The 18,866-nt window shown below is 36.5% G+C and carries 16 protein-coding genes and 1 tRNA gene; 13 read left to right on the top strand and 4 right to left on the bottom strand.

All coding sequences use genetic code 11. The features are described from left to right. Positions 1-85: 85 nt before the first annotated feature. Positions 86-158, top strand: a tRNA-Asn gene (locus ACZ2M0_RS05505). 54 nt (positions 159-212) lie between these two features. On the opposite strand, the gene ACZ2M0_RS05510 is transcribed toward ACZ2M0_RS05505, so the two are convergent. After that, positions 213-1,139 carry a LysR family transcriptional regulator gene (locus tag ACZ2M0_RS05510; RefSeq protein ID WP_490058794.1) on the bottom strand — a complete coding sequence of 309 codons (927 nt, stop codon included), beginning with the start codon at positions 1,137-1,139 and terminating at the stop codon, positions 213-215. Between the two features lie 118 nt (positions 1,140-1,257). Here ACZ2M0_RS05510 and ACZ2M0_RS05515 point away from each other — a divergent pair, with 118 nt between their 5' ends. Then, complete coding sequence (locus ACZ2M0_RS05515) at positions 1,258-3,138, top strand: flavocytochrome c (RefSeq protein WP_490058863.1); 1,881 nt, start codon at positions 1,258-1,260, stop codon at positions 3,136-3,138. Between the two features lie 43 nt (positions 3,139-3,181). On the opposite strand, the gene ACZ2M0_RS05520 is transcribed toward ACZ2M0_RS05515, so the two are convergent. Genes ACZ2M0_RS05520 through ACZ2M0_RS05530 form a run of 3 tightly spaced genes read right to left on the bottom strand, consistent with a single transcriptional unit; the run spans position 3,182 to position 5,947 of the window. Then, on the bottom strand, positions 3,182-4,003 hold the full coding sequence (locus tag ACZ2M0_RS05520; protein WP_490058795.1) for a triphosphoribosyl-dephospho-CoA synthase: 822 nt from the start codon (positions 4,001-4,003) through the stop codon (positions 3,182-3,184). 10 nt (positions 4,004-4,013) lie between these two features. Continuing rightward, the gene (locus ACZ2M0_RS05525; protein ID WP_490058796.1) at positions 4,014-5,009 is read right to left on the bottom strand and encodes a nitronate monooxygenase; all 996 of its coding nucleotides are present in this window, start codon (positions 5,007-5,009) and stop codon (positions 4,014-4,016) included. 23 nt (positions 5,010-5,032) lie between these two features. Next, the gene (locus ACZ2M0_RS05530) at positions 5,033-5,947 is read right to left on the bottom strand and encodes a LysR family transcriptional regulator (RefSeq protein WP_490058797.1); all 915 of its coding nucleotides are present in this window, start codon (positions 5,945-5,947) and stop codon (positions 5,033-5,035) included. 361 nt (positions 5,948-6,308) lie between these two features. On the opposite strand from ACZ2M0_RS05530, the gene ACZ2M0_RS05535 reads away from it, so the two are divergent. The 11 genes from ACZ2M0_RS05535 to aroD all read left to right on the top strand — a co-directional run bounded on the left by ACZ2M0_RS05535 (position 6,309) and on the right by aroD (position 18,746). Further along, on the top strand, positions 6,309-7,559 hold the full coding sequence (locus ACZ2M0_RS05535) for an acyl-CoA dehydrogenase family protein (protein WP_490058798.1): 1,251 nt from the start codon (positions 6,309-6,311) through the stop codon (positions 7,557-7,559). Between the two features lie 102 nt (positions 7,560-7,661). Beyond that, positions 7,662-8,906 carry a CaiB/BaiF CoA transferase family protein gene (locus ACZ2M0_RS05540; protein ID WP_122051757.1) on the top strand — a complete coding sequence of 415 codons (1,245 nt, stop codon included), beginning with the start codon at positions 7,662-7,664 and terminating at the stop codon, positions 8,904-8,906. Positions 8,907-8,914: 8 nt separating this feature from the next. Then, on the top strand, positions 8,915-10,060 hold the full coding sequence (locus ACZ2M0_RS05545; RefSeq protein ID WP_187160793.1) for an acyl-CoA dehydrogenase family protein: 1,146 nt from the start codon (positions 8,915-8,917) through the stop codon (positions 10,058-10,060). Between the two features lie 12 nt (positions 10,061-10,072). Beyond that, positions 10,073-10,813, top strand: coding sequence for an adenine nucleotide alpha hydrolase family protein (locus tag ACZ2M0_RS05550; protein ID WP_490058799.1), 741 nt, complete (start codon positions 10,073-10,075; stop codon positions 10,811-10,813). Between the two features lie 4 nt (positions 10,814-10,817). Beyond that, positions 10,818-11,741, top strand: a complete 924-nt coding sequence (locus tag ACZ2M0_RS05555) for an electron transfer flavoprotein subunit alpha/FixB family protein (protein ID WP_490058800.1) — start codon at positions 10,818-10,820, stop codon at positions 11,739-11,741. A gap of 10 nt (positions 11,742-11,751) precedes the next feature. Continuing rightward, the gene (locus ACZ2M0_RS05560; protein WP_490058801.1) at positions 11,752-13,281 is read left to right on the top strand and encodes an AMP-binding protein; all 1,530 of its coding nucleotides are present in this window, start codon (positions 11,752-11,754) and stop codon (positions 13,279-13,281) included. Then, complete coding sequence (locus ACZ2M0_RS05565) at positions 13,271-13,720, top strand: acyl-CoA thioesterase (protein ID WP_122051762.1); 450 nt, start codon at positions 13,271-13,273, stop codon at positions 13,718-13,720. The genes ACZ2M0_RS05560 and ACZ2M0_RS05565 overlap by 11 nt, the downstream gene beginning before the upstream one ends. A gap of 300 nt (positions 13,721-14,020) precedes the next feature. Beyond that, on the top strand, positions 14,021-15,220 hold the full coding sequence (locus ACZ2M0_RS05570) for an MFS transporter (protein WP_490058802.1): 1,200 nt from the start codon (positions 14,021-14,023) through the stop codon (positions 15,218-15,220). Positions 15,221-15,241: 21 nt separating this feature from the next. Next, positions 15,242-17,011 carry an FAD-dependent oxidoreductase gene (locus ACZ2M0_RS05575; protein ID WP_490058803.1) on the top strand — a complete coding sequence of 590 codons (1,770 nt, stop codon included), beginning with the start codon at positions 15,242-15,244 and terminating at the stop codon, positions 17,009-17,011. Between the two features lie 46 nt (positions 17,012-17,057). Continuing rightward, positions 17,058-17,972, top strand: a complete 915-nt coding sequence (locus ACZ2M0_RS05580; protein ID WP_490058804.1) for a shikimate dehydrogenase — start codon at positions 17,058-17,060, stop codon at positions 17,970-17,972. A 15-nt stretch (positions 17,973-17,987) separates the two neighbouring features. Next, the gene (aroD, locus tag ACZ2M0_RS05585; RefSeq protein WP_490058805.1) at positions 17,988-18,746 is read left to right on the top strand and encodes a type I 3-dehydroquinate dehydratase; all 759 of its coding nucleotides are present in this window, start codon (positions 17,988-17,990) and stop codon (positions 18,744-18,746) included. Positions 18,747-18,866: the final 120 nt, after the last annotated feature.

Raw genomic sequence — 18,866 nt, forward strand, 5'->3', positions numbered from 1 at the left:
AACACAGCAGTTAAGCTTCTTCACGCCGAGAGTAGTTGGTGGGAGACTGCCTGCGAGGGTAGGACGCTGCCGTGCTTTTTAGTATTCCGGCTTAGCTCAGTTGGTAGAGCGCTTGACTGTTAATCAAGATGTCGTCAGTTCGAGTCTGACAGCCGGAGCGAGCAAAGAGAAGAGGACCAAACGGTCCTCTTTTTTGTGTTTAAATTTAATAATTAACTTATATTTGGTTCAATCTTTAGTTTCTTAAATGCTGAAATTAAATTCTTGAGTCCGGGTTTCAGTTTTTGCCCATGTTTAACTGCAATGAAATATTTAATTTGAATCAGGTTATGGTCAACTGGAAGCAAGTTAATTGGTGTTTGCGCCATTCTCTTAATTATACTCGCAGCTGAAATAGTTAAGCCTAGTCCTTTTATTGCCAAGTTGGTTGCAGTGATAATGCTGCTGCTCTCTAAAATAATATTAGGTTTGATATGAAATTTCTGAAATGCACCATTAACTTGATGTCGGATTGCAGAATTGCTTGAACTAACAACGAACGGCTCTTGTAAAATGTCTTCAATATTATATTCTTTTGGCTTGAGAATGAATCTACCTTTTTTAAAGAATTTTGATTTGGGCGAAATAATTACAAAATAGTTTTCTCCGCCATTAACATAAAAATCCAATTCTTGGTTAAGAGATTCGGGAGTTTGCCCTAAATAACAATCAATTTGTTCATGTAAAAGATGCGCTTCACTCACGCGAGGAGGGTTTTCTGCAAGCTGAATTTTGATATTAGGATTTTCCAACATAAAGTTGGGCAAAAGCTCTGGCAATATAAATGTTCCTAAGCTTTCCAATACTCCGATTCTGATTAGTTCTTGATCAGGTAATACATATGGAGTTAGCCGCTCTTCTAGCTTTTGTTTATTAGTAATTTTAGTTTCTAAGTAGTTATAGTATATTACTCCTGCCTGAGTTAACGTAAATGGTATTGTCTTGCGGTTAATTATTTCAGTTCCCAATTTATGTTCGATTCGCTTAATTAATTGAGTCAAATATGGCTGTGATATATATAATTCACTCGCAGCTCTGGTAAAATTACTTTCTTTTAAAAGTACATCAATAAAATGTAAGACGGTTTCAGAATCGTTCATATTTTTCCTCCAATAACAATTTTATTATAGCCCGTTTACTAGAAAACTATTTCATTTTAATCAGAAAAGTTAGTAAAATTTAACTAATGAGTATTGAAAGAAAGGAAGTATATTAATGATGAAATCAGGAACTTATGAAGTAAAAGCTAAGGGTCATGGTTCTAGTTTTATGCCTATGAAGGTGACACTTTCTGAAGACAAAATTGAAAAAATAGATATTGATTCCAGCGGTGAAACTGCTGGAGTAGCAGATGAAGTCTTTAAACGTCTGCCCAAACAAATTATTGCTAATCAAACCTTAAATGTTGATGCTGTTAGTGGCGCCACAATTTCTAGTCATGGCGTGATAGATGGTGTGGCTCAGGCGATTACAAAAGCTGGTGGTGACGCACAAGAATGGCTCAACAGACCTAAACCGAAAACTGCTAATACATTAGACAGAGAATATCAAACTGACGTTGTAGTTATCGGTGCAGGCGGTGCTGGACTCACTGCAGCGGCGAGAACGATTCAAAATGGTAAAAAAGTAATTGTACTGGAAAAATTCCCTCAAATTGGTGGTAATACTACCAGAGCGGGTGGACCTTTAAACGCTGCTGAACCTGAGTGGCAAAATCAATTTAAAGCTTTACCCGGTGAAAAAGAAAGCTTGGAAAAATTAGCTGCTACACCAATTGCTGAAATTGATCCAGAATATCGTGATGACTTTAAAGAATTGCAAAAGCAAATTAGGGCTTATGTAGATTCTGGTAAAAATTATCTATTTGATTCAGTCTTATTGCATGAAATACAGACTTATTTAGGTGGTAAAAGGACTGATTTAGACGGTAATGAAATTCATGGTAATTATGCCTTGGTTACTGAGCTTGTCAATAACGTACTTGATTCAGTTAAATGGTTGACTGATTTAGGCGTAAAGTTTGATCGCTCTGATGTTACCATGCCGGTTGGCGCTTTATGGCGCCGCGGTCACAAGCCAGTTGAACCTATGGGCTATGCCTTTATTCACGTTTTGGGTGATTGGGTAAAAGACCATGGTGCTACAGTTTTAACTGAAACCCGCGCCCAACATTTAATTATTGAAAATGGTAAAGTTACCGGTGTTGTAGCCCAAACTAGTGAGGGCAGTAAAGTTACCATTCATGCGCAAAAAGTGATTTTAACTTCTGGCGGTTTTGGTGCCAACACTAAAATGGTGCAAAAGTATAACACTTATTGGAAACACATTGATGATGATATTGCTACTACTAATTCGCCTGCAATTACTGGTGACGGTATTGACTTAGGTCAAGAGGCTGGTGCTGATTTAGTGGGTATGGGATTTATTCAATTAATGCCTGTTTCAGATCCTAAGACAGGTGAATTATTTACTGGTATTCAAACCCCACCCGAAAACTTTATTATGGTCAATCAAAAAGGTGAGCGCTTCATTAATGAATTTGCTGAGCGTGATACTTTAGCTAAGGCCGCGATTGCCAATGGCACTTTATTCTACTTAATAGCTGATGAAAAAATAAAAGCAACAGCTTATAACACGACTGAAGAATCACTTGCTGCTCAGGTAAAAGCGGGTACTTTGTTAAAGGCAGACACTTTAGAGGAATTAGCTGAAAAAGCTGGCATGGATCCAGCTGCTTTGGTCAATACTATTAAAAAATATAATTCATATGTTGACGCAGGTAATGATCCAGAATTTGGTAAAAGTGCGTTTAACCTTAAGTGTGAAGTTGCACCGTTTTATGCCACTCCACGTAAGCCCGCTATTCACCATACAATGGGTGGCTTGAAGATCAATCCGAAAGCACAAGTAATAAATAAAGATGGTCAAGTAATCACCGGTCTTTATGCAGCAGGGGAAGTCGCTGGCGGATTACATGCTGGTAATCGTCTTGGTGGTAATTCACTAGCTGATATCTTTACTTTTGGTCGTATTGCTGCTGATACTGCTTGCAGTGAAATTGCAGATAATGATGCAGTGACAGGTGCATCAAAGGAATAAAAATTGTTTTGATTTTAAAAAGGAAGGCTCGTGCCTTCCTTTTTTATATGTATCCACGTTCTAGAGCTACAAAAATGGTAACAATTAATAAATCTGCACAGCCGCCTAAACTATAATTGTGTTCTAGACAGTCATCATTTAATTTTTGCAGACATTTTTTACCAGCTGGAGTAGCATAACCACCTAAATCTAGGTATTTTGTGGCTATTTGATGTAGCCAGTTAGTTACATTATAATTTCCAGCTCGCTTAATCAAATTACTGTCAACCGTAACTGTTGCTATTTTCATTAAAGTATCAAGGAGTCTCGTTTGGAGCGTTCCCTTAGTGTTTTTTAAAAAAGGTAAAGCTACTTCACGTACAATGGGATAGCCTTGTTCCGCTTGAGCACGAGCCCCACCAATATGATACTGTTCAAATTCTTTTTCACCTGCTGTTTGTAACTCATTATTTTGAATCAGATCATGCTGTACAAGTCCTTTACACATCTTGCTGATAGTCAGAAATAGTTCAGTATTGTTTGTCATACTGTAGCTTTCAGCGCAGACAAAAATGCCTAGAGCAAAAATTGCTCCTTTATGTGTATTAGCGCCGTGCGTTGCAACAAACATTTCTTTTTCAGCAGTAATGCCTCTTTGTCTTAATTGCTGAAACATTTGCGTTAAATCAGTCGACTGAAAGTTTTGCCCAATTTCAACAGCAGCAGCAAAATATGCTTCCAAGCTTAAACTGCTGTCAATAAAAGTATAAATATTCATGTCGGGATGAGGACCTTGGCTGATGGGGTCTACTAAACCAGGTTTGGGTGCGGTAACAACTTCATATAAAAGTGAGCGTAGAGCGTTTTTTGTAATTGAATTAGTCATAAGTATAAATTTAATTGTTATTAGTTAATTCTGCAATAGTTTCATGAGCAGTTTTAATAGTTTTGATGTTATAACTGTCTGCTGCAATATCAGTATACCCCATTTCAAGATCACCTTTTGCCATACCGTTTATTAATCCCTGATAACCGTCTGCAGCAGTAAAAATTTGCTTTTCGTCTTCGTTATCCTGTGTTAATTTTGCCAGTTTCTGGGGCAATTTTCCAGGTAAAGAATAGATAGTCCGCGAGTTCATTTTAAAACTAATTAGTTCATGTTTTTGTGCATTTATAATCTTGTCTTTGATTATTGGTGAAGTTGGAGCTTCTTTAGCAAGTGCAAAAACTGTTTTAAGAAAAACCCCTTGTGCACCTTTTGTCAATGCGTCTTTTAAAACATGCGAGTCAGTAGTATCATACCCAGCTAAAACTGGTGTTTTTCCTGCTTGATGAACAAAATTTGCCAGCTCGATGTTACTTTTGCAGATTAAAATGTCAATACCATTACTTTGAGCTGCACGAATATTATTAATATTATTAATAACTTGCATAATTTTAATGCCACTATTATGTAACAAATTCACCCATTTTTCAGATGCAACTTTACCGAAACCTTCAAACAGTGCAATAGTCAACCTTCTTTTTCGCATTAATTCTACTAATTCGGTTGCTCTATGATCATCTTCTGGGTTAGATGAGGTGCTAGCAATTTCCACTCCAAAAGGTCTAAAGGTATTAGATAGAGTTTGATCAATTTGCTCATTCATCAAGTTTCTTTCTGTCATGGCATCAAGCAAAGAATTGTTGCTAATAGTACCTATTTTATTTGAATTAGAAATAGAAGCGCTTGATGTCGCGTCACTTCTAACCTTATAGCCTGCATTAATACCTAAAATGCCCAGTGCACCAGATTCTGAAATAGCAGCAACTAGTTTGCCATCTGTTAAGGTGTGGATAGGCTCGTGAACAATAGGGTAATTTGTTCCCAATAATTGACAAATTTTATTCATTAGTTTTATACCTTTTTAAAATCTTATTTGACAGGAATATTGTCGACGATTTTCTGAATATCTGGTTTATGACTTTTAAGAAAGTCAATAAAATCAACTATTTCTGGTGAAAAGTTTTGACTTGAATCATATACCAGGTAAACCTGACGAGTATTTTTGGGCAAGTCAAGCTTGATGATGTGGATGTCGAAACCGCTCAAATAAATAGTTTTTGCCACTACACCAACGATATCGTTGGTCAAAACTTGTCCTGCAATTGCCAGCTCATCATGAAGCCTGTTCGTAATATTCAGATCAGAGGCATTGGCCAGTAAAGCATTAGTGATGTCTTTTCCAATCTGAATTTTTTTAGAGTAGGTAATAATTGACTCACCCTGTAGTTCTTCAGGAGAGATTTCATTTATTTTTGCCAGGTCATTTTCCTTTGAAACAATGGCAATGATTTCTTCAGTGTAAAGGGGAATATAAGTAAAATAACTAAATTCTGGTACGAATGAGGAAATTCCAATATCATACCAGCCATTTTTGATACCTTCGCAAATCTGATATGAAGGGTTATCGTGGTATATAAAATGAGGTGAAATATTACTTTCTTGTTGATATTCCTTAGTTAAGTTAGGCAAAATAGTTCCAATTGCAGTGGGTATACCAGCAATATGTATATTGCCTTCATCCTGACTGATACGCTGTTCAATTTTCTTTTTACCACGATCTAAAGAGTCTAAAGATTTGGTAACAGTATCGTAAAAGATACGTCCATATTCAGTTAATTGCACGTAATGACCGTTGTGTTTAAACAGTTTGCAGTGTAATTCTTTTTCAAGTTGTTTAATCGATACTGAGAGGGTAGGCTGACTGATAAATAAGCTATCTGCTGCTTTAGTGTATTGTTTTTGATCTGCCAATTCACGAAAATAGTAAAGTTGATTTAGATTCATGATATTACCTCAAAAATTATTTTAATATTCAATACCTATATAAATAAATGCTATACCTATTTTTTATAAAACGCTTACAAAAATTATTTATAATAATATTGATAAAATTAATATTAGTTTATTAGTGTTGATTTTATAGTGATTTGACTCCCGATATTTGGTGAGTCTTTTTAATTTGTACAGTTAATAATGCTAAGAATCCCGCCTTTTTTAATATATTTAGCCATAAAGGTATTTATAAAATTAATAGTTATGACTTTGTTATCAATTTTACAATCTAAACTTTTTAAAACATAATACAACTGTTGATAGAAAAACGCTTTCAGAAGCATTTACTAAAAGTTAAAAAGGAGATTGTATTATGACAGAACAAAAGAAGTTGCATGTATTACCAGCATATGAAGAAACTCCAATTATGCACAAAACTAAACCGGGTGAATCAATGCCTGAAGAAGACTTTGAAAACTACTTAAAAGAAATTCGCCACTTGGCACAAAACGAGTTTGACAGGATGACCCCATACATAGAAGAAAATCGCAAGTTTCCGCAAGACTTTTTCCCAATTGCAATTAAGCATGATTTATATCGTTTTGCACTACCTAAAGAATACGGCGGCTGGGGTCTTAGTGAAAAACAAATTCTGCAAGTTCAAGAAGAATTTTCAAGAACTCAGGGTGGAATTAGAATGCACTTGCACCATGCTTCAGATATGAACTGGCGGATTTTGGATAATTTTGGTAGTCAAGAACTTAAAGATAAGTATATGAACAAGTTCCAAGACAAATCAATCTATGCTAATTTTGCTTTAACCGAAAAGAGTGGTGGTACTGGAGCAGACCTTCATACTTTAGCTGTTAAGGACGGCGATGACTGGGTAATCAACGGTGAAAAAACGTTGATTTCTCATGCAGATGTTGCAGACTTTACCTACTTAATTGTAGTTACTGACCCAGATAAAGAAGGAGATGAAAGATTATCAGCTTTCTTTGTTCCAACAAATACACCGGGATTTGAATCCAACGAAATGCCTTTAATGATGGGCTGTCGTGGTGCTGGACACGCTGATTTGAAGTTCACTAATATGAGAGTACCTGATAAGTATATGCTTGGCAAGAGAGGAGAGGGTATGAAAGTAGCTATTTCTTCACTTTCACTTTCTCGTGCTCATATTGCTGACTCCAACTTAGGTATGGCGCAACGGATGTTAGAAATGTCCATTGCTTATTCTAAGGATCGTGTAACTTTTGGTAAGCCACTGTGTAAACGGCAATCAATCATTTTTGAAATTGCTGACATGGGGGCGCGCATTCATGCTCTTAGATTAATGCTGTGGGACTTGGCAAAAGATTATGACGAAGGAAAGGATATTACTAAGAAAGCTTCTCTAGCCAAATTGGAAAGCATCAATACTGTCAAATTAGTTTCTGATTACATGCTTGAAATTTTTGGTGGCATTGGCTACTTCCAGGACAATCCTTATGGACCTGCTGAAAGACTTTACCGTGATTGTCGTGCTATGTGGTTAGAAGAAGGACCTCGTTCCGTTCAAAGATTAACTGCAGGTCGTTTATTAATTAAAGACGGTGGCAATACACCAATATCAAGTCTTTAAGGTAATTAATTAAATTAATTTGAGTAAATCAAGGAGGGCTGAATCTAAAACTTACTTTGCAAGGTTCAATCCTCTTTGTTGTATATAGTTTTGGAGAAAAAGATGGCTAACGAAATATTATCAGGAATAAGAGTTATTGATCTCACACAATTTTTGGCAGCCCCAACCGTAGGACGAGTCCTTGGCGAATGGGGAGCTGATGTAATTAAAGTTGAAGCTCCTAAGGGTGATGCTGGAAGGACCCAAGGTGCAGTTTTTGGCATGAAGTATGAAGATGATGAGAATTTGGGCTTTGATGTTTCTAATATGAATAAAAGATTCATTACTTTAAACATGAAAACTCCTGCAGGGATGCAAGCCTTTAAAGATCTATTAAAAACCGCAGATGTATTTTTAACCTCAGTGAGAACAAAGAGCTTAGCTCATATGGGAATCACTTGGGAAGGACTGCATAAAGAATTTCCTAAATTAGTGTTTGCACAAGATCGCGGCTATGGCGAATTTGGCCCTAAAAAAGATTCTGCTGGCTATGATGCAACTGCTTATCAAGCACGTGGCGGAGTTCAGGGAACAACGGTAGATAAAGGAGGGAATCCATATAATCCAGTAAATGGCTATGGTGATTTCCAAGTATCAATGACCTTAGCAGCAGGTATTTGTGCAGCTTTACTGAGAGCCCAAAGAACCGGGAAGGGTGATAAGGTTGTTGTTAACTTGAATCACGCAGCGATTTTTATGCAAAATATCGCTATGGTTTCTGCACAATACGGCAATGTTTATCCTAAGAGTCGTAAAGAGGTTACTAATCCATTTAATGACACTTATAAAACTTCTGATGATCGCTGGTTCGTACTATGTGTTCCTGAATATGACCGTGATTTTGACAAAGTAATGCATGACATTGGTCGTGATGATGTCAAAGGCGATGAAAGATATAACAAAATGGACACTTTGAATGCTAATGGTACCAGCAATGAAGTGATTGCCATTTTAGAAGACGCTTTTAAGAAAAAACCGTTGCAGTATTGGATAGACCTCTTTAATAAGGAAGACTTACCGCTTGAAGCTTGTCAGATACCGACGGAAATATACCAGGATCCTGAGGCTTTGGATAATGACGAAATTAGACTAATGGAATTTCCATCTGGAAATAAGAGATTTATTCCTACTAATCCAGTACGTTTTTCGTCTCAAGGCAAGCCTACGCTAACTCCTTCTCGTGCTCAAGGATCTGATACACGCGAAGTACTCAAAGATGAGTTAGGCTACAGCGATGAAAAAATAAGTGAGATGTTTGCCAGTGGTGCTGCCAGTGGCCTGCGTCATATAGGAGACCCAATTAAATAGGTATTAAAATGACATTACTTTATACACAAGCACAAAAAGAATATATTCATTTAGCACAAGAATTTGGTAATCGGTATCTAACCCCTGAAATTATTAAGAAATACGATTTAAAAGGTGATTGTCCTTCCAGCTTGTTTGAGCCTGCAATTAAAATTGGCCTTCATATGCTTGAGATACCTCGAGAATATGGTGGTGCTGGCCTTTCTTATGAAGATTCTGCCCTCGTTTTTGAAAAACTGGCGGAATATGATGCAGGTTATGCACTTACTTTAATTACCTCATTTGTTGCACTGCGGTGCGTAATGCTAGCTGGTACTGAAGAACAAGCACAAAGATTTGCCGATGTGATCAGACCGGGACGTTTTGCTGCCTTTACAATGTCAGAAGCAGATGCAGGTTCTGACGCAGGTTCTGTGAAAGCAACAGCTGTTCGACAAGGCAATGAATATATTTTAAACGGAAATAAAGCTTTTGCTACTAATGGTGGAATTGCAGATATTTTTATTGGAATTTTTAGAACTTCTAATAATGGTAATCATGGCTTATCTGCTTTCATGATTGATAAAAATACGCCAGGTATTTGGGTAGGAAGGCATGAAGATAAAATGGGACTGCGTTTATCAAATACAGTACCGTTAGGATTTAAAAATGTACACGTGCCAGCCGAAAATCTGATTGGCCAAGAAGGAAGAGGGATTAATATTGCGTTAAACAGCCTTAACCTTTCACGTGCGTATGTTTCTACTTTGACCGTTGGTGTTATGCAACGGGCACTTAATGAAGCTGCCAAGTATGCCAATCAGCGTGAACAATTTAATCAACCAATTTCTCAATTTGAATCTGTGCAAAATATGCTTGCTAATATGGCAACGGCAGTTGAAACAGCGCGCTTATTAGTTAACAACACAATGAAAATGATGGATAAAGATTTGTCTGTACGTCAAGAAGGTGCAATGACCAAGCTTTATGTTACTGATGTAGCACAAAAAGTAACTTCTGATGCAGTCCAGATTCTTGGTGGTTATGGCTATACCCGAGCTTATCCGGTTGAAAAGCTAATGCGTGATGTCAAAGGATTTCAAATTCTGGAAGGAACTAATGAAATTCAGAGAATGACAATTGCACGTGAAGTTAGCAAAAAATATCAGGACTAGGAGGGTACTATAATGAAAATCGCATTAATTGCTAAGGCTGAGGCAGATAATCCTAAAACTTATACTTCTCATAAGAACAAAGTAACTTATCATCCAGAAAATTTATTTCTGAGTGAGGAAGACAAAAGTGCCCTAGAATTTGCCCTGCAATTAACAGAGTTAAAAAAAGGTACTATTGATGTCTTTACGTTTGAGCAAAATGAAGCAGCTGAACGGATTTTGCATGAAGCACTGGCTATGGGAGCAACAACAGCTACTAAAGTTTCAGCGGGTAATATCAATGATCCTTTACTGCAAAATCAAATTGCAAGTGAATTTGTCCATTACTTAAAAGAAAATAATGAAAATTACGACTTGATTTTAACAGGAAAAACAACATCTTCAGCTTTTTCAGCTGCTATTGCTGCAAGACTGGGAATATCATTTTATGACTATGTTTCTATGATTGATACTTCCCTCAATTATGAAATGAAACTTGAAAAAGGCAAAATTACCGGGCAATGTGTCTTACCAGCTGTAATTGCCACGTTAGATTCAATCAATGTGCCGCGCCTTGCTAGTTTTACGTCGTTAAGTACAGCAATTAATTCAAGTATTAATAACGTAAGTTTTAAAACTAGTGATGAAGGCGTTACAAGTGAAATTGTAGCTAAACCAGTTAAAAATGAGAAAACTATTTTCAATCTGGATCAAGATCCTAAAGCTACGCAAAAACTGGTTGAAATACTTAAGCAAAACGGGATGTTGAGGTAGAAAAATGGTACCAATTTATTATATTCAATTAGAAGATAAGAATATTGATGAAGGTCATAACAGTAATAACTTAGCAGGTCTTGCCAGCAATTTCGAAGGTAAAAAAGAAGTACTGGTTTTCAGTAATCATGCTAGTGAAATTAAGGATAAATATGCTTCTTCAGGAGTCAAGACTACCATATACCAAAATGAAAACTTTAGTGTGACAAACTTGCCAGCTGTGACTAATGCTCTTGAGAAAATTTTTTTCGATAAAGCAAATAGTTTAATAGTATTTGATAAGAGCAATTTAGGTAATAGTCTTGGCGGTCAATTAGCTGCCGTACTAAATGTCCCATTTATTTATAATGCCAAAGATATTTGCTGTGATCAAGATCATATAATAGTTAACCAGGATATCGGCAAAACACAGGCCTTAAGAAAAATCACACTGAATGATAAGGAGATAATATCGCTTTCTTGTAATGGGGTCTTGAGCCATAGTAAGAATGAAGTTGACATAATTGACTGGGAATGTGCAGAAACTAATGTAGCCGCATATGTACCAGAAGCTAACTCTAGCAATGATTTGGCTTATGCAAAGGTGATCGTAGCCGGAGGCAAAGGCCTGGGTTCCCCAGATAAATTTAAACCGTTAGCTACTTTAGCCCAAAAATTAAATGCTAGCGTGGGGGCAACTAAGGCAGTTACAGATCAAGGCTGGATTGATAAAAACCGCATGATTGGAATATCGAATTTGTCTGTTGCACCAGATGTTTACTATGCTTTTGGCATTTCGGGAGCAGTCCAGCACACTGCGGGTATGACTAAATCAAAATGTGTCATTGCTATCAATACTGATGAAGCAGCACCAATTTTTAAATTAGCAAATTACGGTATTGTTGGGGATGCTAACCAAGTAATAAAGCAATTAAATGAGCTTTTGTAAGGTATAAAAAATGACTTCTATTAAAAAGGTGCAAACCTTAAATGATTTATGGCAGGAGCGTTTAAAGCAAAGTGCTCAAAGTACTTTTGTCACTGAAGATGGTCGTAAATACAGTTATCAAGAAATAGATTTTTTAGCCAATAAGCAGATGGAGTTGCTTCGGAATAATGGCATCAAGAAAGGTGATTTAATTGCAATTCAGTTCGAACTGGATCTAGCAAATATTGTAACGATTATTGCATGTATCAAAATGGGAGTGGTTATTAATCCACTAAACCCGCATTTTGATATTGATGAGATTAATAGCATGATTAATAGGTTTAAGCCATATGCTATCATTTCGCAAAAATCTGTGCGTGGTCGTGACACTATTAGTAATATTGCTAATTTGGATAATTATCAGACTAAAAAAATCGCGGACCTAGTATTCTTTACCAGAAAAAAGCATTTACCATCTGAATTTATTGGAGGTGACGGATCAGATACTCCTGCACTGGTTCTCAATACTTCGGGTACTAGTGGACTTTATAAAGGTGTAGTTTTAACTAATAAAAATATTATTAGTGCAGAAAGTGCATATAATGATGCTTTTGGCATCACTAAAAATGATATGACTTTAATTCTTTCGGGGATGTATCATGCAATTGGATTTCATCATGGCTTAATTTCAACGATTATGGCAGGAAGTCACTTGGCAATAATTAAACATTATAATATTGAACAAGTGGCAAAAATGCTTGAAGAAGAACCAATTACATATATTGATAGTTTGCCTACAATTATGTATGATCTGCTATTTAAAGTTCAAAATTTGGGTAAGCTGCGGATGCTCATTTGTGGTGGTGACAAAATTAAAGAAAGTATTTTAGTTCAGGCTAAAAAAAGAAATATTCCCCTTTACAACTGTTATGGTCTGACAGAAGCAGTTCCATTTAGTTATACTCCTCAAGATTATTATTTAAGTAAAGGTGCAATGACCACGGCAGTCAAGCCAATGGCCAATATTAAAGTTAGACTTGTGAAGAACAAAAATATAATTACAGATAGCAACAAACAAGGACAAATTGAAGTTTCTGGACCAATCATTTTTAAATGTTATCTGGATGATCCTGAAAAAACAGCTAAAGCATTTGACGGTGACTGGTTTGTTACTGGAGATGTTGGCCATTATAATGAAGATAACTTTTTGGAAATAGATGGACGCAATAGCGATAAAATTATTCGTGGTGGTGAAAATATTTCCGCTCATATGGTTGAAGACAAGATCAAAGGTTGCCAAAATATTGAGGAAGTAGCCGTTTTAGGAGTCCCAGACGTCCGTTTAGGGCAGAGAATTGGTGCCTTTATTGTTCTAAATCATGGTCAAAAAGTATTAACCAAAGCTGAGTTGATTTCAGAATTAGAAAAGCAGCACGTTGATAAGAAATTATGGCCTGAAAAGTTATGGGTTGTTGATTCATTACCAAAAACGTCAAATGGCAAAATAAAAAAGTATCTTTTAAAAAATTGGCTGGAAGGTAAAAAAGTAAATGAAGAATAAATTTTTTAAACGTCAAATGGCAGATTATTTTGTAACTCCAAGGATGCTTAACCATATGGAAATTACTCATGGTGGTACGCTCTTGGATAATGCAGACTCGGCAATGGGCTTGTTTGCAAATTCATATTGTCATACACGTACGTTAACTGGTCGAATAGATAAATTTATTTTTCACAAAAAAAGTTATGCCGGTGATCATATTTGCTTTTGCGTAACTTTATTAAAAACGACAGCAAAGACAATGACTATTTATGCGGAAGTGAATAGAATTTCTCTTGATAATTCAAGTTCGGAATTAATCGGTGAAGCGGTATTTACCTATGTTGCAGTTAATGCAAACTTGGAACCGATCTCAGGTTCTATTGAGCAGTACCGTGTTACTGATGCAGAAGAAAAAGAATATATTGAGTCAGTCAAAAAGAGATTTGGCATTAAATAGAGTTGCTTTGAGTTAAGGTCCTGGATTAATTCGTTTATTAGTAAAACTATTACTTTTAACTATTTAAGTATTAAATATTTTAATAGATGATAGATTGATGTGTAGGGGCTAATTACCCATAAAACACTAAAATCAAGACTCTAACTTTTTTATAAAGCAAGAAAGTACTGATATACCAATGCTTGTAATTATAGTTATTATTTATAATTGGATAATCATAAATAATTATTAATATTTATTTTAATAAGATATATTTATTTATGAAATTATTAGCAAATCTTAATTTTGAAAGGTAAAGCTATGAAAAAAGAAAAAAGTTATGTTGGCGTTGCTGCCTCTGTGTACATCCATTTTGCGGTTGTAGGAGCAGCTACCTTATTTATTAGTCAGTATAGAGAAATTCTGGCACATTCCTGGAATGCCAGTGCGACCCAAGTTTCACTGGTAATTGCAATGGTAGGCTTGGGTAGAATTATTACAATTTTATTTGCTGGCGCTATTTCAGATAAGATTGGTCGTAAAAGGACTTTGTTAATTGCATTGCTAAGTGACGCAATTTTCCTTCTTGGCGCTGTTTTTGCTAACAATGTCTGGGTTGCCGGCTTAGCGGCAATGTTTTTCGGGGCAACTAATTCATTTGGTGATACAGCTGGTTATCCTGCGCTTGCAGATGCTTTTCCAGATAAAACTGCTACAATGAATTCATTTGTTAAAGCCGCAATGCAGGTAATGCAGATGCTGTTTCCTTTTTGTGTAAAACTAATTAAAAATCCAAAGATTACAGCGTTTATATTAGTCATTATCATTTTACTAGACGTTGTATACACAATGAAGACGGCCTTTGCTCCTCAAGCTGAAGCAAAAGAGACTACTGAAACAGTAGAAGAACCAGAAACCAGCGTAAGTAGTCAAAACCAACCTAAATTGGCTGTTGATGGTCTAATGATCATTGGGTTGGGCTTTACGCTTTGCTTCACATTTTATATTTTTTCACTCTATGCTCCTTACTATGGACAGTATGTTTTAAATGAATCTGCTGCTAATGCCAATCAGCTTGTATCGTGGTATTCAATTGCTTCCTTAATATCTGTGTTTGTGACATCAGCTTTAGTTACTAAGGTAAAGAGATTGAATTTAATAATGGTATATTCAGCTATTACTGCTCTTGGTCTGCTGTTTATGGTCTTAAAGCCATCCCTATTAGCTGGGGAAATAGGCGCATTAGCTGTTGGCTTCTTTACTGCAGGAGGAGTATGGCAAGTTGGACTTTCAGTTTTAACTTCTTATTTTCCCCAAAGTCACGGAAAGATTACATCATACTACAGTTTTGCACCAGCAGTAGTTTACTTCGTAGCACCACTTGTAGCTGCATTTGTGTTAAAGGCCAATGCTACAAGTACATTAATGGTATTTTGGATAACTACAGTGATAACGATTATTTCTGTAGTTCTGTGTGTTGTCTTAATTAGTCGTGGAAAAAATTTCAACATCAAAAATTAATATAAAGCAGAAGGTGGAGTTATGTCAGAAAAAATAATTAAAGCAACGGCAGAAGGAAGAAATGGTCAAATCGACTTTGATATCAAAGTTGAAAATAATCAAATTGCAGATATTAATGTAACAAAAACTGCAGAAACCCCAGGTATTTTTAACCAGGTGGTAGGTAAGTTAAAAAAGAATATTATTAATAATCAAAGTTTTGATGTCGATGCCATTTCTGGTGCCTCCATTATGACACAAGCCATGCTTGATTCTGGAAAGAAAGCCTTAAAAGCAAATGGTGTAAATATTATTTCTCAGCCTAGCGAGCAGTCACATCAAGATATAACTTATGATGTGGATGTAGCTGTAATTGGTTCGGGTATGGCTGGCTTGATGGCAGCCTCTCGGGCACTATCAATGGGTAAAAATGTTCTTTTACTTGAAAAGAATGGCTATCTCGGTGGGGCTACAATTTTAAATGGGTCAAACGTAGTTGGCACTGGTTCAAAATTAGCAGCTGCTTTGTTTGGTAAGGAAGCAAAAAAAGATTCTTCGCGGCTCTTAGTTCAAGATATTACCCGTGAATGCCGGGGGACTAATTATCCTTTACTTTCAAATATACTGGCGCAAAATGTTGGTAAAGCAGTTGATTTCATTACTGAATTTGCAGACCTAACTTATCAAAAGGCTGAAACACAAACTATTGAGCATTCTGTTGATCGGCAAATTGAAATGCCAACTGAAAGTTCTTATGAATTGATAACTAAAGTGGCAAATGCGTTTACCAAAAAGGGTGGCAAAATTTTACTTGAAACTCGGGTGGAACAACTTAATAAAAATAAACGGGGCCAGCTTGTCTCATTAGTTGCTGAAAGTAAACATGAAACAGTTACCGTAAACTTTAAGTCCTTAGTTATGGCAGCTGGTGGCTGGGGCGCTCGTGATTACCGGCAGCATAAGACCAATATTCCTTATTACGGTCCAATGACTTCTACTGGTGATTATTTCGATTTTGCTAAAAATATGAATCTGGCTACACGCAATCTTGATTGGTATAAAGTTTACCCCCATGGTTTAGAAGTTGAACCTGGCATTGCCAAATTAACAACTTATTCAACAAAAGAAGCAACAGACATGGGTGCTATTTTTGTTAATACTAGTGGTAAGCGAATTGTAAATGAATCAGCTCCGTATACTCATTTTCGAGATGCTATTGCAGAACAAAAGGATAAAATTGCCTTTGTAGTGATGGATGAAAGAACATGGAGCAGATTCTATGAATTGCTGCTTAAATATGGTTTTAGCAAAGATGAAGTGCAAGGCTTCTTCGATCTTGACGGCAAGAAGAGTCCGATTTTAGTAAGCGGAGACTTGCAAACAGTGGCTCAAAAAGCTGGCATTGATTATGAAAACCTGAAGAAAACTTTAACTGACTACGATAAATATGTCGCCTCAGGTAATGATCCTGAGTTTGATCGCCCTTCTCAGTTTATGCATAAATATGAAGGCGATACATATTTTGTGATTGAACAGAAATTACGCTTTTGTACTACTCTTGGTGGCTATGAAACTAACCGGCATATGCAGCTATTAGACGAAGATTTCGAAGCACTAGACAATTTCTATGCCGCCGGGGAGATTGTTGGTGGTGCTAATGGTCATGATTCAATGCCAAGTATGATGAATTCTTGGTCCTATGCTTCAGGTTTTGTGGCCGGAACTGAGGCTGCTGATAATGCTAACTACCAAAAACTGGCAAAGACTGCATCTGATTCAACTGATGCAGTGTCCGGTGCTTCTAAAAGTTAACGTTGATTAATTATTTTATTTTTAAATTTAATAAAGGAGAAAAATGATGGCTAATAAAATTACTGGTGTTAATGGTCCGATTACTGGCTGGCTAGATGGTCATACCTACTTAATTGGCTTAATGGCATATCCTATTCGGCATTCAATGTCACCTACAATGCACAACAATGCCTTTGCTAAGTTGGGCTTGAATTATACTTATCTCTGTTTTGAAATTGGCAATGATAAACTAAAAGGTGCAGTTGACGCTATCCGCACTTTAGATATGCGTGGCTCAAACGTTTCGATGCCCAATAAAAAAGAGGTAATCCAGTACCTTGATAAATTATCGCCAGCTTCTGAAATGTGTGATGCGGTTAATACTATTGTGAACGATCATGGTGTTTTGACTGGCTACACTACTGACGGCATTGGCTTTGTCCAATCGCTTAAGGATGAAGGCATTGACATTAAAGGCAAAGTGATGACTTTGACTGGTGCCGGCGGTGCCGCAACCCCAATAGCTGTTCAATCGGCTTTAGATGGTGCTAAAGAAATCAGAATTTTTAATATTAAAGATGACAAGTGGGCTCAGGCTGAAAAGAACGTCAAAACTATTCAAGAAAAAACTGATTGCCAGGTTTCTTTAACTGAGCTGACTGATCAGGAAGCATTTAAGCAATCAATTGCAGAAAGCGATATTTATTGTGATGCGACCAGCGTTGGTATGAAGCCGCTTGAAGATAAGACGCTAGTTTCAGATCCTTCCTGGTTCCATGAAGATATGGTGGTGTTTGACACAGTTTATGCTCCTAGAACTACCAAATTAATGAAAGTGGCTCAAAAAGCAGGAGTCAAGCATGTTTTTGATGGCATTGGCATGATGATTGATCAGGGGGCGGCCTCATTCAAATTATGGACAGGTAAAGATATGCCAACTGATTATATCCGTGAAATTATGTTTTCAGATGATAATAATTAGTTGAGGTATTGAATAATGGCTACTGTCAAGATTAGAAATATTGTTTTAGGTGCAGGTCTACCTAAAATTGCTGTGCCTAATGTCGGTTCAACTGAAAAAGAGATTATGGATTCAGCTAAGAAGATTAAGGCTGCTAAACCGGATTTAATGGAATGGCGCATTGATTATTATGCTGCAGGGATTAAGGATTTTAATACACTAAATACTACTGCCAAAAAATTGCGCCGAGAAGTGGACGAGTTACCAGTTTTAGTTACCTTTCGCACTAAAAATGAAGGTGGAGTTTGTCAACTTGATGAGGATCAGTATTTAAATTTAGTAGAATATGTAGTTACTAACAGGCTCGGTGATGCTGTTGATATTGAACTTTTTCATGATGAAAAAAGAATAAAGTCTTTGGTGACTTTAGCTCATAATTATAATGTTGTTGTAATCATGAGTAACCATGACTTTGAAAAGGTGCCAGCTAAAGATGTAATTGAATTTCGTTTACGAAAAATGGCACAACTTGGTGCTGATGTGCCAAAGTTAGCTTGCATGCCTCACAGTGCCTCTGACGTTTTAACTCTTTTAACAGCAACGACAGAAATGAACAAAGAGATTGCTAATCCCCTGATTACTATGGCCATGGGCGATATCGGTAAAGTCACTAGAGTAGCAGGCCAGGTTTTCGGCTCAAGTCTGTCCTTTGGCGCTGTTGGTCAAACTTCTGCACCTGGTCAGTTATCAATTGAGGATCTGCGTAATGCGGAAAACTACTTGGCAATACAGTAAATTTTATTAAGATAATAGATATTTTGAGTTAGCTTTAAGTATTAAGGCTAACTCTTTTTTGATGAAATCAAATTTATACGAAAAATACGTGTTAAACTTTTAATGACAACACTATGTATT

This window comes from Lactobacillus sp. VURO6/B1 (VP7), from assembly GCF_058139575.1.

Coding starts and splice junctions, on each gene's coding strand:
- aroD (WP_490058805.1), top strand. CDS start 17,988: ATGGCTACTGTCAAGATTAGAAATATTGTTTTAGGTGCAGGTCTACCT.
- ACZ2M0_RS05530 (WP_490058797.1), bottom strand. CDS start 5,947: ATGAATCTAAATCAACTTTACTATTTTCGTGAATTGGCAGATCAAAAA.
- ACZ2M0_RS05535 (WP_490058798.1), top strand. CDS start 6,309: ATGACAGAACAAAAGAAGTTGCATGTATTACCAGCATATGAAGAAACT.
- ACZ2M0_RS05540 (WP_122051757.1), top strand. CDS start 7,662: ATGGCTAACGAAATATTATCAGGAATAAGAGTTATTGATCTCACACAA.
- ACZ2M0_RS05525 (WP_490058796.1), bottom strand. CDS start 5,009: ATGAATAAAATTTGTCAATTATTGGGAACAAATTACCCTATTGTTCAC.
- ACZ2M0_RS05520 (WP_490058795.1), bottom strand. CDS start 4,003: ATGACTAATTCAATTACAAAAAACGCTCTACGCTCACTTTTATATGAA.
- ACZ2M0_RS05510 (WP_490058794.1), bottom strand. CDS start 1,139: ATGAACGATTCTGAAACCGTCTTACATTTTATTGATGTACTTTTAAAA.
- ACZ2M0_RS05565 (WP_122051762.1), top strand. CDS start 13,271: ATGAAGAATAAATTTTTTAAACGTCAAATGGCAGATTATTTTGTAACT.
- ACZ2M0_RS05580 (WP_490058804.1), top strand. CDS start 17,058: ATGGCTAATAAAATTACTGGTGTTAATGGTCCGATTACTGGCTGGCTA.
- ACZ2M0_RS05570 (WP_490058802.1), top strand. CDS start 14,021: ATGAAAAAAGAAAAAAGTTATGTTGGCGTTGCTGCCTCTGTGTACATC.
- ACZ2M0_RS05550 (WP_490058799.1), top strand. CDS start 10,073: ATGAAAATCGCATTAATTGCTAAGGCTGAGGCAGATAATCCTAAAACT.
- ACZ2M0_RS05555 (WP_490058800.1), top strand. CDS start 10,818: ATGGTACCAATTTATTATATTCAATTAGAAGATAAGAATATTGATGAA.
- ACZ2M0_RS05545 (WP_187160793.1), top strand. CDS start 8,915: ATGACATTACTTTATACACAAGCACAAAAAGAATATATTCATTTAGCA.
- ACZ2M0_RS05515 (WP_490058863.1), top strand. CDS start 1,258: ATGAAATCAGGAACTTATGAAGTAAAAGCTAAGGGTCATGGTTCTAGT.
- ACZ2M0_RS05560 (WP_490058801.1), top strand. CDS start 11,752: ATGACTTCTATTAAAAAGGTGCAAACCTTAAATGATTTATGGCAGGAG.
- ACZ2M0_RS05575 (WP_490058803.1), top strand. CDS start 15,242: ATGTCAGAAAAAATAATTAAAGCAACGGCAGAAGGAAGAAATGGTCAA.